General features: G+C 29.5%; 20 protein-coding genes. 16 read left to right on the forward strand and 4 right to left on the reverse strand.

What is annotated here, in order from left to right; genetic code table 11:
- Positions 1–55: 55 nt before the first annotated feature.
- The 3 genes from MKD41_RS13815 (at position 56) to MKD41_RS13825 (ending at position 3381) form a co-directional block, all read left to right on the forward strand.
- Positions 56–958 carry a PorP/SprF family type IX secretion system membrane protein gene (locus MKD41_RS13815; protein ID WP_240242362.1) on the forward strand — a complete coding sequence of 301 codons (903 nt, stop codon included), beginning with the start codon at positions 56–58 and terminating at the stop codon, positions 956–958.
- An 18-nt stretch (positions 959–976) separates the two neighbouring features.
- The gene (locus MKD41_RS13820) at positions 977–2563 is read left to right on the forward strand and encodes an OmpA family protein (protein WP_240242921.1); all 1587 of its coding nucleotides are present in this window, start codon (positions 977–979) and stop codon (positions 2561–2563) included.
- A 395-nt stretch (positions 2564–2958) separates the two neighbouring features.
- The gene (locus MKD41_RS13825) at positions 2959–3381 is read left to right on the forward strand and encodes a hypothetical protein (RefSeq protein WP_240242922.1); all 423 of its coding nucleotides are present in this window, start codon (positions 2959–2961) and stop codon (positions 3379–3381) included.
- A gap of 12 nt (positions 3382–3393) precedes the next feature.
- Here MKD41_RS13825 and MKD41_RS13830 read toward each other — a convergent pair whose 3' ends face one another.
- Positions 3394–3978, reverse strand: coding sequence for a riboflavin synthase (locus tag MKD41_RS13830; RefSeq protein ID WP_240242923.1), 585 nt, complete (start codon positions 3976–3978; stop codon positions 3394–3396).
- Positions 3979–4039: 61 nt separating this feature from the next.
- Here MKD41_RS13830 and pdxA point away from each other — a divergent pair, with 61 nt between their 5' ends.
- The 7 genes from pdxA to MKD41_RS13865 all read left to right on the forward strand — a co-directional run bounded on the left by pdxA (position 4040) and on the right by MKD41_RS13865 (position 9564).
- Positions 4040–5083: a 4-hydroxythreonine-4-phosphate dehydrogenase PdxA gene (pdxA, locus tag MKD41_RS13835; protein WP_240242924.1), complete on the forward strand. Its 1044-nt coding sequence runs from the start codon at positions 4040–4042 to the stop codon at positions 5081–5083.
- 80 nt (positions 5084–5163) lie between these two features.
- A complete protein-coding gene (locus MKD41_RS13840) occupies positions 5164–5739 on the forward strand; it encodes a YceD family protein (RefSeq protein WP_240242925.1) in 576 nt (191 codons plus the stop codon).
- A complete protein-coding gene (rpmF, locus tag MKD41_RS13845) occupies positions 5726–5920 on the forward strand; it encodes a 50S ribosomal protein L32 (RefSeq protein WP_240242926.1) in 195 nt (64 codons plus the stop codon). Before MKD41_RS13840 ends, rpmF begins: the two co-directional genes overlap by 14 nt.
- A gap of 152 nt (positions 5921–6072) precedes the next feature.
- Positions 6073–7068, forward strand: a complete 996-nt coding sequence (locus MKD41_RS13850) for a beta-ketoacyl-ACP synthase III (protein WP_240242927.1) — start codon at positions 6073–6075, stop codon at positions 7066–7068.
- Between the two features lie 32 nt (positions 7069–7100).
- A complete protein-coding gene (accB, locus tag MKD41_RS13855; protein ID WP_240242928.1) occupies positions 7101–7583 on the forward strand; it encodes an acetyl-CoA carboxylase biotin carboxyl carrier protein in 483 nt (160 codons plus the stop codon).
- Positions 7584–7662: 79 nt separating this feature from the next.
- On the forward strand, positions 7663–9018 hold the full coding sequence (gene accC / locus MKD41_RS13860; RefSeq protein ID WP_240242929.1) for an acetyl-CoA carboxylase biotin carboxylase subunit: 1356 nt from the start codon (positions 7663–7665) through the stop codon (positions 9016–9018).
- 81 nt (positions 9019–9099) lie between these two features.
- A complete protein-coding gene (locus tag MKD41_RS13865; RefSeq protein WP_240242930.1) occupies positions 9100–9564 on the forward strand; it encodes an Lrp/AsnC ligand binding domain-containing protein in 465 nt (154 codons plus the stop codon).
- A 67-nt stretch (positions 9565–9631) separates the two neighbouring features.
- Here MKD41_RS13865 and MKD41_RS13870 read toward each other — a convergent pair whose 3' ends face one another.
- A complete protein-coding gene (locus MKD41_RS13870; protein ID WP_240242931.1) occupies positions 9632–10330 on the reverse strand; it encodes a zinc metallopeptidase in 699 nt (232 codons plus the stop codon).
- A 78-nt stretch (positions 10331–10408) separates the two neighbouring features.
- Here MKD41_RS13870 and MKD41_RS13875 point away from each other — a divergent pair, with 78 nt between their 5' ends.
- The 6 genes from MKD41_RS13875 (at position 10409) to MKD41_RS13900 (ending at position 14885) form a co-directional block, all read left to right on the forward strand.
- Positions 10409–11449 carry an asparaginase gene (locus MKD41_RS13875; protein ID WP_240242932.1) on the forward strand — a complete coding sequence of 347 codons (1041 nt, stop codon included), beginning with the start codon at positions 10409–10411 and terminating at the stop codon, positions 11447–11449.
- Between the two features lie 292 nt (positions 11450–11741).
- Entirely contained in the window at positions 11742–12485 is a 744-nt protein-coding gene (locus tag MKD41_RS13880; protein ID WP_240242933.1) for a MotA/TolQ/ExbB proton channel family protein, read from the forward strand.
- Between the two features lie 8 nt (positions 12486–12493).
- Positions 12494–12955, forward strand: a complete 462-nt coding sequence (locus MKD41_RS13885; protein ID WP_240242934.1) for a hypothetical protein — start codon at positions 12494–12496, stop codon at positions 12953–12955.
- 7 nt (positions 12956–12962) lie between these two features.
- The gene (locus MKD41_RS13890) at positions 12963–13580 is read left to right on the forward strand and encodes an ExbD/TolR family protein (protein ID WP_240242935.1); all 618 of its coding nucleotides are present in this window, start codon (positions 12963–12965) and stop codon (positions 13578–13580) included.
- Positions 13581–13589: 9 nt separating this feature from the next.
- Positions 13590–14060 carry an ExbD/TolR family protein gene (locus MKD41_RS13895; RefSeq protein ID WP_240242936.1) on the forward strand — a complete coding sequence of 157 codons (471 nt, stop codon included), beginning with the start codon at positions 13590–13592 and terminating at the stop codon, positions 14058–14060.
- A gap of 135 nt (positions 14061–14195) precedes the next feature.
- Positions 14196–14885: a porin family protein gene (locus tag MKD41_RS13900; protein WP_240242937.1), complete on the forward strand. Its 690-nt coding sequence runs from the start codon at positions 14196–14198 to the stop codon at positions 14883–14885.
- Here the strand turns inward: MKD41_RS13900 and MKD41_RS13905 are convergent.
- Together MKD41_RS13905 and rpoN are read right to left on the reverse strand one after the other, a co-directional pair.
- Positions 14873–15481 (reverse strand): hypothetical protein, encoded by a 609-nt coding sequence (locus MKD41_RS13905; RefSeq protein ID WP_240242938.1) that lies wholly within the window; start codon positions 15479–15481, stop codon positions 14873–14875. The two genes, MKD41_RS13900 and MKD41_RS13905, sit on opposite strands and share 13 nt — an antisense overlap.
- Positions 15482–15497: 16 nt before the next feature.
- On the reverse strand, positions 15498–16952 hold the full coding sequence (gene rpoN, locus MKD41_RS13910) for an RNA polymerase factor sigma-54 (protein ID WP_240242939.1): 1455 nt from the start codon (positions 16950–16952) through the stop codon (positions 15498–15500).
- Between the last annotated feature and the right edge of the window lie 100 nt (positions 16953–17052).

Consider the following 17052-nt stretch of genomic DNA (forward strand, 5'->3'; position numbering starts at 1 on the left):
GGAAAGAGAGGGTTAATAAAACTCTCTTTCCTTTCATATTTTATAAAGCATGTTTATGAAAAAATTCAGATTAATTTTAGGGGTTTTCGCCTTAATGTCACTAACAACGGTTTTTGGACAGCAAGATCCACAATATACTCAGTATATGTATAATATGAATATACTAAACCCGGCCTATGCAGGCTCAAAAGGAGTAACAAGTATAGGATTATTAGGAAGAACACAGTGGGTTGGAGTAGAAGGAGCACCACAAACCTTTACTTTAGCTATGCATTCTCCAGTAGGTCGCGCTGTAGGATTAGGATTATCCGTAATTCACGATGAAATAGGACCAGTAAAGGAAGATAATGTTTATGCAGATTTTTCATATACAATTTTCACCTCAAGCACAGGAAGGTTGGCGTTTGGATTAAAAGCCGGAGTTACTTTTATGGATGTACGTGAATTGTTAATGATAGATCCAGACCCATTAAATATACCAGTTCATGAAACCTCACCGAATTTTGGAGCCGGTGTGTATTATTATACAGATAGGTTTTATGCAGGATTATCAGTACCAAATTTTTTAGAGACACGTCACTTAGAAAAAGATGGAGGAATTGTAAGTACAGCCTCAGAAAAGATGCACTATTTCTTGACTTCAGGTTATGTGTTTGATATTGCAGACAATTTAAAATTAAAGCCATCTACTATGCTAAAAGCCACAGCAGGAGCACCATTATCTGTAGATTTATCACTAAATCTATTAATAGATGAACGTGTCGAATTAGGATTGTCTCATAGGTTTGATGATTCTATAAGTGGAATGATTGGCTTTCAGGTAAATAACGATTTTAGAGTTGGTTATGCCTACGATTATACAACTTCAAAATTCGGAGATTTCAATTCAGGCTCACATGAAATACTTTTATTATTTGATTTTAATAGAAAAAAACTGAAGAGTCCAAGATTCTTTTAAAAATAAAAAAACAGAAATATGAAAAAAATTACACTACTTATACTATTATTTTGTGCAGGGTTTATCAATGCACAAGAAGTAAGTTATAGCATAAAAAACATTTCTGAGAACACAAAATTGGCAGATTTTGGAGTAACCTATTATGGAGAAAATGAAGCCGTATTTGCATCATCACGAAAAGATAAATCAATAAGAAAAAGAAACTGGTATTACAACCATCAACCTTATTTAGAATTATTTAAAGGAACCATAGGCGAAGAAGGAGAATTAATAGATGTAGAGCGTTTTTCAGAAGTAATCAATACAAAATATCACGAATCTAACGTAGCCTTTACCAAAGATTTAAAAACGGTTTATTTCTCAAGAAATAACTATATAAATAAATCGATAACAAAAGACGAAGAAGGTTGGGTTTTAATCCAATTATACAAAGCAACTGTAGGTGAAGATGGCGAATGGACTGATATTACCCCTATGCCATTTAATAGTGATAATTACCAAACAGGACATCCATCGTTAAATGCAGAAGAAGACAAGTTGTATTTTACATCAGATATGCCAGGCACATTAGGTTCTACAGATATATTTGTAGTGGCAATAAATGAAGATGGAAGTTATGGAACACCACAAAATTTAGGGCCAAATGTAAATACCTCAGGAAAAGAGATGTTTCCATTTATAGACGAGCATAATGTGCTTTATTACTCATCAGATGGTTATTTTGAAGGCAATGGAGGATTAGATGTATATGCAGTTCAAATAGAAGAAGAAGGAGCCTTAACAGCATCAAAAAACTTAGGATATCCAATAAATAGTGTAGGCGATGATTTTTCATTTGTAAAGAAGCCAGGCCAAAATTGGGGACATTTTTCATCAAATAGAGACGGAGGAAACGGAGATGATGATATTTATTATTTTGAAGCAACAGAAAGCGTTTTACCTTGTGAGCAGTTAGTAGCAGGTCAAGTACGTGAAAAACAATCAGGAGCATTATTACCAGGAGCTTTAGTAACATTATATGATGCAGAAGGAGAAAAACTAGAAAGTGTAATAGCCGATAAGTTTGCCACTTTTAGTTTTAAAGTAGATTGTGAAACAGCATATAAAGTTGTTGGAACAAAAGAAAGTTACAGTGAAGATAGTGAGGTGTTTACAACCACAGATGAACGCGATTTAGAATTGGAATTAGGCTTAAGTTTAGATTCTAATGAGTTTGTAAATGTAGATGGTAGATTATTAGTAAAAATAGATCCAATATACTTTGATTTAGACAAGTCATTTATACGTCCAGATGCTGCAATAGAATTAGCAAAAGTGGTACAAATAATGAAAAAATACCCGAATATAAAAATAGCTTCAGGATCTCATACAGACAGTCGAGCATCAGACCAATACAACTGGGCATTATCAAACAGAAGAGCAAAATCATCTGTAGAATGGATAATCTCACAAGGTATAGATCCTTCAAGAATAACAGGACAAGGTTATGGAGAAACACAATTGGTAAACAGATGTTCTGATGGCGTTAAATGTTCAGAAGCAGAACACCAATTAAACAGAAGAACAGAATTTGTGATTGTAAACCCTGAGGTAATCAATCAGTAAATCATATTGTTTGTTAAAACGATAGAAGATTCCATCTATTTGTAACTTTTATTGTTTAATAGGGACAATAAATTTGAAACATGAAAGTGTCTTAAAAACATGAAAATGATTTCAAATTAGCTTTTAAAGCAAACAACAATTAATTGGGGATAAAAATAAGGTCCAATAATAAAAGATTTATACTTGATTAGTATAGGTTTATTTATTGGACTTTATTTGGTATTTAAATATTAAATTATCCTTATATATAAAATTTAATTTACAAACTAATTTTCACTTATTTCATAAGTTTTCATTTGTTTTATATATGCTGTTTATTAAAAGAATTTATACTTAAAATATCATAAGGTTATTGTTGTAACTGAATATAATATCATTAAACTTATATAGATATAATGAAAAAAAATGAGTTTTTGTTTACTATTGATAGTGTACAAAATTTTAGGTCTTTACTCGAAATTATTTTACCTATAGAGTATAAGCCTATTCGTATCGAAAAAAAAGATTTTTATTTTTTAGCTAAAATAAAAAATAGTTTTAGAAGTAAAACTTCCTATTATTTAGCTTTAAGCGCTAAAAAAAAGCCTATAAATCAGTTAGCAAAAAAAATAGACACTTTTATTGAAAATAATTATAATGAAAAGCCTAAAGAAAGCAAATTTCACTACCATAAACGTTCAAAATATAAAATTGAAAAAACAACTATATATACTATTTCTAGGTTTAAACTAATTCAGTACCGTATTTCAAATATAAAGCTTGATGAAGAAAAATTAGACTGCGCTATATTTAATTTTAATAGTAATCTAGATAAGTAGCATACTAAAAATTTATTTGTTTAATAATTTTGCTACATATTTTCCAATAACATCAAATTCCAAATTTACAACAGTTCCTTTTTTAAATGTATGGAAATTTGTAAAATCATACGTATACGGTATAATTGCAACAGAAAAAGTATTGCCTTTAGAATTAACAACTGTTAAACTGGTTCCGTTTACTGTAATTGATCCTTTTTCAATAGTAATATTATTTAGAGAATTATCGTACTCAAAAGTAAAAACCCAGCTACCATCTTCTTTGGTAACATTTGTACAAACAGCGGTTTGATCTACATGACCTTGTACAATGTGTCCATCTAGTCTAGCGCCAAGAATCATTGCGCGTTCTAAATTTACTTTGTCACCAATTTTTAAATGTTTAAAATTAGATTTATCTAAGGTTTCTTTAATTGCTGTTACAGTATACTCTTTTCCGTCTATAGCCACAGTTGTTAAACAAACACCATTATGTGCAACACTTTGGTCTATTTTTAGTTCAGAAGTAAAATCACTTTCTATGGTAATATGTATATTATCACCTTCTTTAATAATATTTTTAACAACTCCTAAGCTTTCTATTATACCTGTAAACATACTTTTATTAATTTATTTGATTACTTTTGAAGTCTCAAAATTAAGCATTATAACCTTATTTATGGATAAATTTGAAAAAATAAAATTAGGAATTTCTATTGGAGATTTTAATGGTATTGGAATAGAAATAATCTTGAAAACCTTTTCAGACAAACGCATGTTAGATTTTTGTACACCAATAATATTTGGAAGTACAAAATTAATTAACAATTATAAAAAAAGCATGAACCTTAATGTGCCATTTAATGGTATTAGACAAATAGATAAAGCTGTTCCTGGTAAAGTAAATATTTTAAACATATGGAAAGAAGATATTGAATTAAAATTAGGAGAACCAACAGAATTGTCGGGTAAATTAGCTTTCGAATCTCTTGAAGCTGCAACTGCTGAACTAGCTAACGAAACAATAGATGTTTTAGTAACTGCTCCAATTAATAAAGATAATATACAATCTGAAAATTTTAAATTTCCTGGCCATACAGAATTTTTAGAATCTAAATTAGAAGGAGAGAGTTTAATGATTTTAATGACAGATTCAATTAGAATAGGTCTAATTACCGGGCATATACCAATTGCAAAGGTTTCAGAAAATATTACACCAGATTTAATTAAGAAAAAAGTAGCAATACTTTATAAAACTCTTGTAGAAGATTTTGCTATTTCTAAGCCAAAAATTGCAATTTTAGGACTTAATCCGCATTGTGGAGACCACGGAGTAATAGGTAATGAAGATGATGATGTTATTAGACCAACTATTTCAGAAATTCAAGATGAAGGTAAATTAGTATATGGCCCTTATGCTGCCGATAGTTTTTTTGGTTCAAGTAATTATAAAAATTTTGATGGTATTTTAGCCATGTATCACGATCAAGGTTTAGCGCCTTTTAAAACACTATCTTTTGGAGAAGGAGTTAATTTTACAGCGGGTTTAAGCCGTTTAAGAACATCTCCAGACCATGGTACAGCTTATGAAATAGCAGGGAAAGGTATTGCAAATAACAATTCTTTTAAAGAAGCAGTATTTACTGCAATAAAAGTTTTTAAAACCCGTGAAGAGTATAAAAGTTTGACTGAAAACATTTTAAAATCCAATCAAAGAAAATAATTTTATAAAATTATTGATTTAAATTAAAAAATGTATGTTTAATTTTTATATCTTTGCACGCTCAAATTGAAGTTTCTATTATGAAAGATTTAAAAAATTTCGATATTTCTTTTATAGGTTTAAAAGATGGAATGCATCAGTTTGATTATAATATAGATAAAGAGTTCTTTGATTTTTTTAATTATGAAGAGTTTTACAATTCAAATGTAAATGTAAGTTTGTCTTTTTTAAAGAAACCTACATTGTTTGAATTAAGTTTTTCGTTTTCTGGTAGTGTAGAAGTTGCTTGTGATATTACAAACGAGTTATTTCAACAACCAATAGAAACGGAAATGTTTTTAATTGTAAAATTTGGGGATGAATTTAATAATGAAAATGATGAATTATTAATTATTCCACATTCAGATTATAAACTAAATATAGCACAGTATATATATGAAGCAATTGTTTTAGCAGTACCAATAAAAAAAGTACATCCAGGTGTAGAAGACGGTACATTAAAATCTGAAATATTAGATAAATTAAATGAATTTGAAATAAAAGATAATAAAACAGAAAAAAATCATTTAGATGTCGATTCAGATGATATTGACCCTAGATGGAATAAATTAAAGAGCATACTAATAGAAAAAAATAAGAGTAATGGCACATCCTAAAAGAAAAATTTCAAAAACAAGAAGAGATAAAAGAAGAACTCATTATAAAGCTGTAGCTCCTCAAGTAGCTGTTGATCCTACAACAGGAGAGGCTCATTTATACCACAGAGCTCATTGGCACGAAGGAAAGCTATATTATAGAGGTCAAATAGTAATAGATTCAGTTGAAAGTCAAGCTTAATTTATTATAATATAACATGGTAAAAAACTCTCATTTTGAGGGTTTTTTTTGTTTTTTATAATCATTTTTTTAAAAAATGATGAAATTGGCAAATAATTAAAAATAAATTTCATTACTTTGAAACTCTTTCTTTATTAAAAAGAAACCGTATTATGACAAAAATAACCGCAGCAATTACAGCCGTAGGGAAATATGTTCCAGAAGATGTTTTAACTAACCAAATGTTAGAAAAAATGGTCGATACTAATGATGAATGGATAACATCAAGAACTGGAATTAAAGAACGAAGAATTTTAAAGGGAGAAGGATTAGGAACTTCATTTATGGCTATTAAAGCTGCTCAAGAACTTATTGATAAAAAAAAATTAGACCCAAAAGAAATTGAACTTGTTATTGTTGCAACGGCAACTCCAGATATGCAAGCAGCTGCAACAGCAGCTTTTGTAGCAACTGAAATTGGTGCAATAAACGCTTTTGGATTTGATTTAGAAGCAGCTTGTTCAGGTTTTTTATATGGAATGTCAGTAGCATCTAGATATATAGAATCTGGAAGGTATAAAAAAGTATTGCTTATAGGGGCAGACAAATGTTCTTCTATGATTGATTATACCGATAGAGCAACCTGTATTATTTTTGGAGATGGAGCAGGCGCTGCATTGTTTGAACCAAATGAAGAAGGACTTGGCTTGCAAGACGAGTATTTAAGAAGTGATGGATCTGGAAGAGATTTTTTAAGAGCAAAAGCAGGAGGTTCTTGTTATCCTATAACAAAAGAAGTATTAGATAAAAGAGAAAATTTTGTTTTTCAAGAAGGAAAAACAGTATTTAAAAATGCAGTTTTTAATATGGCAGATGTTGCGGTAAAAATAATAGAACGCAACAATTTAACTAAAGAAACTGTAGATTGGCTTGCAGCACATCAAGCTAATAAAAGAATAATAGAAGCAACTGCTAATAGAATTGAATTAGATAAATCTAAGGTTATGATGAATATTCAAAACTATGGAAATACTACTTCAGCTACATTGCCATTGCTTTTAGCAGATTACGAAAAACAACTTAAAAAAGGAGATAAAATAATTTTTGCTGCATTTGGTGGTGGTTTCACATGGGGATCTATTTACTTTAAATGGGCATATAACTCTTAAATTAATTAACTTTTAAAAACTAAGTGAATATTATGGAATTAAAAGATATTCAAAATCTAATTAAATTTGTAGCTAAATCTGGTGCAAGTGAAGTTAAATTAGAAATGGAAGACATTAAAATTACCATTAAAACTGGGTCTGAAAAAACAGAGACTACAATTGTACAACAAGCACCTTTAGGTATGCCTCAAATGGCAATGCCTAATCAAATTGTTACTCCAACCCAACCACAAGAAACACAACAAGCAGCTAATGCTACTACAGAAGAGTCTAAATTTATTGAAATTACTTCGCCAATAATTGGAACTTTTTATAGAAAACCATCTCCAGATAAACCTGTTTTTGTTGAAGTTGGAGATAATGTATCTACAAATACTGTAGTTTGTATGGTTGAAGCAATGAAACTTTTTAATGAAATTGAAGCTGAAGTTACTGGTAAAATTGTTAAAATTCTTGTAGAAGATGGTACGCCAGTTGAATTTGGTCAACCTCTATTTTTAGTAGATCCATCATAATTAAAACCACAATTTTTAATTTTCAATTTCCAAAGAATTTTGGATATTGTTTTTTAAATTTTGACAAACAGAAGTAAGTATGTTTAAAAAAATATTAATAGCCAATAGAGGTGAGATTGCACTGCGAGTTATTAGAACTTGTAGAGAAATTGGAGTTAAAACAGTAGCTGTATATTCAACTGCAGATGCAGAAAGTTTACATGTGCGTTTTGCTGATGAAGCAGTTTGTATTGGACCACCATCTAGTGGTGAATCATATTTAAAAATGTCAGCAATTTTAGCTGCAGCCGAAATAACAAATGCCGATGCAATTCATCCGGGTTATGGTTTTTTAGCTGAAAATGCTAAATTTTCTAAATTATGTGAAGAACACGGAATAAAATTTATTGGTGCTACAGCTGAGATGATTAGTCAAATGGGTGATAAAGCTTCTGCAAGAGCAACAATGAAAGCCGCAGGTGTACCAACTATTCCTGGTTCAGAAGGTATTTTAGAAACATTTGAAGAAGCTGAAGCCTTAGCAGATGAAATGGGATACCCTGTAATGTTAAAAGCAACAGCAGGTGGTGGTGGAAAAGGAATGCGTGCTGTATGGGAAAAAGAAAAGTTAAGAATACATTGGGATGCAGCTCGCCAAGAAGCGGGTGCAGCATTTGGTAATGAAGATATGTATCTAGAGAAATTGATTGAAGAACCTAGACATATCGAAATTCAAATAATTGGTGACTCTTTTGGAAAAGCTTGTCATTTATCTGAAAGAGACTGTTCAATACAACGTCGCCATCAAAAACTTACAGAAGAAGCGCCATCTCCATTTATGACTGCTCAATTAAGAAAAAAAATGGGAGAAGCTGCTGTAAAAGCCGCAGAACATATTTCTTATGAAGGAGCTGGAACAATAGAATTTTTAGTTGATAAACATAAGAATTTCTATTTTATGGAAATGAATACGCGTATTCAAGTAGAACACCCAATTACTGAACAAGTTATTGACTACGATTTAATTTACGAACAAATTAAAGTAGCGGCAGGTATTCCAATTTCAGGTAAAAATTATTTTCCAAAATTACATTCAATTGAATGTAGAATTAATGCGGAAGATCCTTTTAACGACTTTAGACCTTCACCGGGAAGAATAACAACATTACATGTTCCAGGTGGACATGGAATTAGAGTAGATTCTCACGTATATGCTGGGTATTCAATACCTCCAAATTACGATTCTATGATAGCAAAATTAATTACTACTGCTCAAACTAGAGAAGAAGCAATTAATAAAATGCGTAGAGCTCTTAATGAATTTGTAATTGAAGGTGTAAAAACCACAATACCATTCCATAGACAATTAATGGAGAACCCAGATTATATTTCTGGAAACTATACCACAAAATTTATGGAAGATTTTAAAATCCAACCAGTTGAGGAGGATGAATAAATTTTTAAATTAAAATTAAAAAAGGTTGTTTTAAATATTTAAAACAACCTTTTTTTTAGACTTTTTTTAAATAATAGAATTATGAAGCATCAAAACGTAGTAATTGACGGTATAGATAAAATTATTTTAAAACATTTAATGCACGATGCTAGAACTTCAATTTTAGGGATTGCTAGGGAAATTGGAATTTCTGGTGCGGCAATTCATCAAAGATTGCGAAAATTAGAATCTAGTGGATTAATAGCAGGATCAAAGCTTATAATAAACCCAAAAATCCTTGGATATACTACTATGGCTTATGTTGGTGTGCATTTAGATAATGCCAGTAAATATACTTCGGTAATAAAAAGGTTAAAAGAAATTCCAGAAGTAGTTGAGAGTCATTATACCACAGGAAATTGGTCTGTTTTTATAAAAATATTGTGTAAAAACAATACACATTTAATGAAGGTTTTAAATGAAGAAATTCAATTTATTAAAGGAGTTGCTCGTACAGAAACGTTTATTTCATTAGATCAACCAATAGATAGGCAAATAACTTTATAAAAAAACCTAGCAATTATTAAAACTGTTAGGTCTTTTTAAATATGTAATTTATAACTCGTAATTATTTTTAATCTCTAGATCCAAAAATTCTTAAACCCCAATAAAATAACATTGCTAACGATCCTAATGCAGCAACTAAATAAGTTCTAGCCGCCCATTTTAAGGCATCTTTAGCGCCATCTTGTTCTGTGTTGGTAAGCATATTATTTGTTTTTAACCAAGCCAATGCTCTATTACTTGCATCATATTCAACAGGTAAGGTAATAAAACTAAAAATAGTTGCTAAGGCCATCATAGCCAAACCAATTACAGCAATTGTGAATCCAATTGGAGAATTACCAGACGCAGCACCTAAAACTACGCCACCAATAACTAACCACATAGAAAATTTAGAGGTAATGCTAACAGCAGGAACTAATTTAGAACGCATTTGCAACCATTGATAAGCTTGTGCGTGTTGTACAGCGTGCCCAACCTCGTGAGAAGCAACAGCAGCAGCAGATGCATTACGTTCATTGTAAACGGCCTCACTTAAATTAACGGTTTTATTAGTAGGGTTGTAGTGGTCTGTTAACCTTCCTGGAGTAGAAATTACTTTAACATCGTAAATTCCATTATCACGAAGCATTTTTTCAGCAATTTCTCTTCCGCTTAAACCATTTTGTAATCTAACTTTAGAGTAGTAGTTAAATTTTCTTTTTAATTGTTGGCTTACCAACCAACTTACTAATGAAATACCACCAATTATTATATAATATCCTATCATAATTTCTTTTTTAGTTAATGTATTTTAATTTGGTAAATTTACAGCATAAATTATTCCAAATATAAGCATTAAGACAAAATGACAAAAATTCCTAAAATACTTTTAATATATACAGGCGGAACCATTGGTATGGTTAAAGATTTTAATACAGGAGCATTAAAAACATTTAATTTTGATAAACTTTTAACGCATATACCAGAAATAAACCTATTGCATTGTAATATTGAAAGTGTTTCTTTTGAAGAGCCTATAGATTCTTCAAATATGAATATTTCAAACTGGGTGATTTTAGCTGAAATAATTGAGGAAAATTATTACAATTTTGATGGTTTTGTTATTTTACATGGTTCCGACACCATGTCTTATACTGCATCTGCAATTAGTTTTATGTTTGAAAACTTATCAAAACCAATAATTTTCACAGGTTCTCAATTACCTATAGGAGATTTAAGAACCGATGCTAAAGAAAATTTGATTACAGCTATTCAAATAGCATCTTCACAAGAACAAGAATTGCCTGTTATTTCTGAAGTTTGCCTGTATTTCGAATACAAATTATATAGAGCAAATAGAACAACAAAAGTTAATGCAGAACATTTTCAAGCATTTTATTCCCCAAATTTTCCACCCTTAGGAGAAAGCGGTGTTTATTTAAAGTTCTCTAAAGAGCTATTGTTTAAATCAAATGTAGATGATAAGCCTTTAAAAGTTAGAAAAAACTTAGATAATAATATAGCTATTTTGAAAATATTTCCAGGAATAACAGAAGTAGTAATACATGCTATTTTATCTATAGAAAATTTAAAAGGCGTTATTATTGAAACCTATGGTTCTGGTAATGCTCCAACACAAAGTTGGTTTATTAATTTGTTGAAAAAGGCAATAAGTAAAGGAATATACATTGTAAATGTTACACAATGTATTAGTGGAAGTGTAATTTTAGGGCATTATGAAACGAGTGAACACTTAAAAAATATAGGAATTATTAATGGAAAAGACATCACTACAGAGTCTGCATTGGCAAAATTAATGTATTTATTGGGCGAAAATCTTCCTAAAAATGAGTTTAAAGCAGTATTTGAGAAATCTTTGCGAGGTGAAATGCGTGAAGATTTATAGGCTTTTTTAAATAAAAAACAACAATTTATTTTTTTTAATAATGAATTATTAAAATAAACAGTGTTTTTTGTATAAATAGAAAAATAATATATTATTGTAAATAAAAAATTTAAAGTGCGTCTAAAATTTTCAAAATTCAACAATTTTTTGTTACTTGCCTTCGCAAAAGTTTGATACGAAAAGAGACTTTTGATAGTCATTAAGACTTTTAAACTTACTCTTTATACTATTACTATTTGTTTAAAAAATTATATATTTAACCGTAAAATTAATAAATTAACTATTACACACGATGAAAAGAGTATTTACTATCCTTGCAATTACAGGGTTATTGTTATTTGGAGCAGCACCTAAAGCTATTGCACAAGATGCAGCAAACACAGAACAAGTTGCAAACGACGAAACAAAAACATTTCACCAAGAATTAAAACAACGTTTTATTGAGGGTGGACCATTTTTTATGGGAATTGTATTAGTAGCCTTAATTTTAGGGTTAGCAATTGCTATTGAAAGAATTATTTATTTAAACATGGCTACTACAAATACTAAGAAATTAGTTAATAAAGTTGATGATGCACTAGCATCTGGTGGTGTAGAGGCAGCCAAAGAGGTTTGTAGAAATACAAAAGGGCCTGTTGCTTCTATATTTTACCAAGGTTTAGATAGAATGGATGAAGGTGTAGATGCAGCTGAAAAAGCAGTTGTTGGTTATGGTGGAGTTCAAATGGGTCTATTAGAGAAAAACATTTCTTGGCTTTCTTTATTTATCGCATTAGCACCAATGCTTGGTTTCATGGGAACAGTAATTGGTATGATTAGCGCGTTCGATTCAATTCAACAAGCTGGTGATATTTCTCCAACAGTTGTTGCCGGTGGTATTAAAGTAGCATTATTAACAACAGTATTTGGTTTAATTGTTGCAATTATTCTTCAAATTTTTTATAACTACATTATCTCTAAAGTAGATAGTATCGTAAACAATATGGAAGACGCTTCAATTTCACTTGTTGACCTTTTGGTTAAACACAAAAAATAAGAGAAATTATGAATAAGAAATTTTCAAAAATATTAACCTTAATAGCAGGTCTTATTGGATTAATAGCATTCTATTTTTTCGTTAGAATTGTTATGGTAGGTGATGAAACAATTGAAACCGATGCCGAAGTTCAGGCAAGTATCGTTTCTCCATTTATTAGTTTTGCTAATATTGTACTAATAGCAACGGCAGTAATTGCAGTGGTATTTTCAATGTTGAATTTAGTAAAACATCCACAAGTATTAAAAAGAACATTAATTGGTATTGTAGCTTTAGCGGTAATATTAATTATTGCATATTCTGTTTCTTCAGATGCAGCTGTTTTAGATGTTAGTGGAAGAGTTTTAGAAGATGGTGAAGCAGGAGCTGTTTCAAAATGGGTAAGTACAGGGATTAACTTTAGCGCTATTTTAGGTGTTGTAGGTTTAGGATTCTTTGTAGTTGATTTTGTAAGATCATTAGCAAAATAATAACACTATGGCAAGAAGAGAAAATTCAGAAATAAATGCTGGTTCAATGGCAGACATTGCGTTCTTGCTTTTAATATTTTTCTTAGTTACAACAACTATGGATGTTGACTCTGGTATTTCTAGAAAATTACCTGAAAAATCAGAAGATACTCCTGAAGTAACTATTAAAGAAAAGAATGTATTAGACATTACTGTAAATAGAAACAATCAAATTCTTATTGAAGGAACTGATTTTGTAGAGGTTACAGATATTCGCAAAATTGCGATGGATTTTATTGATAATGGTGGTGGTTTATCTGTTGCTAAAGATGGTAAACCAGCAGAACCTTGTGATTACTGTCAAGGAGCAAAAGATCCAGCATCGTCAGATCATCCAACAAAAGCAATTATATCTTTACAAAGCGATAGAGGAACAACTTACGGAATGTATGTTTCTATTCAAAATGAAATAGAAGCTGCATACAATGAGTTGAGAAACAGAATGGCTTTAGAGAAATATAATAGAACTTATAGTGATTTGTTAAAAGAGTATAACGATAACGGTGGAGATAGTTTGAAGGAAAAAATAGACTTTTTAAAGGATAGTTATCCTCAAATTATTACCGAACCAGAACCAATTAAATAATATCAGAATATGAGTAAGTTTAAAAAGAAGAAAAAAGGATTACCGGCTATTTCTACGGCATCTTTACCTGATATTGTATTTATGTTGTTATTCTTTTTTATGGTGTCAACTACTATGAGAGAAACAGATTTACTAATTAAAAAACCAATACTTCCTGCTGCTAGTGAAGTAAAAAAACTAGAGATGAAAAGTTTGGTTAGTACTATTTATGTTGGTAAATCTAAAGATGCAAGAATTGGTGGGGATAAAATTCAAGTAAATGATAAAATTATAGACGTTAACGATGTTCCTAGTTTTATTTTTGCTGAAAGAGCTTTAAGAAAAGAAGAAGAGGTTAAATTTATGACTACTTCTATTAAAGCTGATAAAGAAGCCAATGTAGGTACAATCTTAGATATTAAAGAGCAATTAAGAGACATTAATGCATTAAAAGTTAGTTTTTCAACTACTAAAAGTAACGACATAAAAGGTAACTTTTAAAAAGCATATAACTTTAATTTTAAAGAGGCAATCAATTTTGATTGCCTCTTTTGTTTTTAAAAAGTATATTTGTTTATACACAATGTTTTAATTTAACTTACAAGTTAATTATAGATTTAAAACAATTAATGCCTAATGAAACATATATTCTTAGTAGTAGTTTTAATACTTTTTAGTAGTGTATTTGTTCGAGCTCAAATACAGAATGATTCCATAAGTTATAATGCGGCTTATTTAGAAGATCAATTGTATCTGGCTTTAACATATAACGCTTTAACAGAAAAGCCTAATGACGTATCTCAAAATGGATTTTCAGGTGGTGTTGCAGTAGGTTTTATTAAAGATATACCATTAAACACTAGAAGATCTTTTGGTGTTGCATTAGGTTTAGGATATCAATACAACGCATATATTCAAAATTTAAAGATTTCAAAAGCTTTAAATAACAATGTGTTCTCTATTGCTAAAGATTACGAATCTAATTGGCTTAGATTGCATGCTATTGATATTCCTTTTGAACTTAGATGGAGAACTTCAACTGCTACCAAATATAAATTTTGGCGAATTTATACTGGCATAAAAGCTTCTTATATTTTTGCTTCAAAATCCAAATTTACAGATGTTAATGAAACACTATATGTTAAAAATATTGATGAAATTAATAAATTGCAACTTGGAGTAACACTTTCAGCTGGTTTTAGCACTTGGAATTTATATGTTTATTATGGTTTAAACCCAATTTTTGAAAATGCATTTATTAATGATACTACAAGTCCGGTTAATTTTAGAGATTTTAGTGTAGGACTAAAATTTTATATAATGTAATAGATGCCGTAAATAAAAAATTGACTAATTATACTTATAAAAAAACCTAAAAAAACTTCTAAAAGTGTATTTGCTTTTAATCGAATTCTTGTGGAAGCAATAACACCACTTAAAACAAAAAAGAAGGCTATAATTAATATTAAATTTATTTCGTAATAATAGCTAAAGTAAATTAAGAAGCCTATTAAACCACCTATAGCACCCGTATGTAAGCTTATCTTTTGATTAAAATAAAGAAGCACATAAGAAATTAAAAAAGCTATGGTATAGCCAAAAAATAACAATGCTAGTAAATTTACTATATTAGATTTAAAAAGTAAATTACCAACTAAAAGTGAAATTGTTGTAAATAAAATAGTAGGAAATTTTCGTTCTTCAATTGATACTATTTTATAACTATGTATCATCTTATAGTGTTTTAATATAACCAAAAATACAATTGGAAAAATATAAGTACCTACTAATATTATAGATAAAATGGTATATTCTTGAGGTTTAAAAATATATTTTGGTCTAAATAGAAAATATATAAAAGCCCCAATAATTGGAAAATTTATTGGATTAAAAAAAGTTGAAATAAATTTAGAAAACTTCATAAGTTTATAGGTTTTCTTAAATCTCTTTTCTTAATCGAGCTACAGGAATATCTAATTGTTCTCTATATTTTGCAACAGTTCTTCTTGCAATTGGATATCCTTTTTCTTTTAATAGAATAGATAATTTATCGTCTGTTAAAGGTTTCTTTTTATTCTCATTTGAAATAACAGTAGCTAATATATTTTTAATTTCACGTGTTGAAACATCTTCACCTTGATCGTTTTTCATCGATTCTGAGAAGAATTCTTTAATTAATTTTGTTCCGTAAGGTGTATTTACATATTTGCTATTTGCTACTCTAGAAACTGTTGAAACGTCCATATTAATAACATCTGCAATATCTTTTAAAATCATAGGTTTTAACTTTCGTTCGTCACCTGTTAAAAAATATTCTTTTTGATGAAGCATAATTGCATTCATATTTAAAAGTAATGTTTGTTGACGTTGTTTAATGGCATCTATAAACCATTTAGCTGAGTCTAATTTTTGTTTTATAAATTGTATCGCTTCTTTTTGAGATTTGGATTTTTCTTTAGAATCTTTATAGCCTAATAACAAATCATTATATTCTCTTGAAATATGGAGTTCTGGAGCATTTCTAGAGTTAAGCGTAAGTTCTAGTTCACCTTCAACAATTCTAATTGTAAAATCTGGAACAATTTGCTCTGCTATTTTATTATTTCCTACGTAAGATCCTCCAGGTTTTGGATTCAACTTTTCAATTTGTTGAATAGCCTCTTTAAGTTGCTCTTCAGAAATATGGTGTTTTTGTAATAATTTTTTATAGTGTTTTTTAGCAAAATGTTCAAAAGAATTTTCTAGAATATCAATAGCTAAAAGTCTGCTAGGTTTTTCTGTTTTTCTTTTTAATTGAAGAATTAGACATTCTTTTAAATTTCTAGCACCTACACCTGCAGGGTCTAATTGTTGAACTAAATTTAATAGTCTTTCTAATTCTTCTATAGTTGTAAATATGTTTTGGGTAAAAGCTAAATCATCTAATATATCTATTAAATCGCGTCTTATATAGCCACTATCATCTATACTTCCAATAAGAAAATCTGTAATAATTTCTTCATTTTCACTTAAACGATAGGTATTCATTTGTGTAGTTAAATGCTGTGTAAATGAAGTTCCTGATGCATACGGAATACTTTTTTCATCATCATCTGATGAATAGTTGTTTGCATGGGTTTTATAACTTGGTACCTCATCATCACTTAAATACTCATCAATATTTATGTCTTCTGTACTTATATTTTCGTTACCAGAGTCATCGTATTCATCATTTTGATGATCTTCAAACTCGTCAGTATTTTCCTTACCGCTATCTAAAGCAGGATTTTCCTCTAGTTCTTGTTTTAACTTTTGTTCAAATGCTTGTGTAGGCAATTGAATCAATTTCATTAATTGAATTTGCTGAGGGGATAATTTCTGTAATAACTTAAAATTTAAGCTTTGTTTTAGCATATATTAATTGTGACTTTTTATAAAAATACAAAAAAACATAGAACTTCTCAAGTTCTGTTTTTAATTTCTAAATATGTGTATTTAGTTTTAAGTTTCCGCA

The organism is Lutibacter sp. A64 (assembly GCF_022429565.1).
Lineage (GTDB): Bacteria > Bacteroidota > Bacteroidia > Flavobacteriales > Flavobacteriaceae > Lutibacter.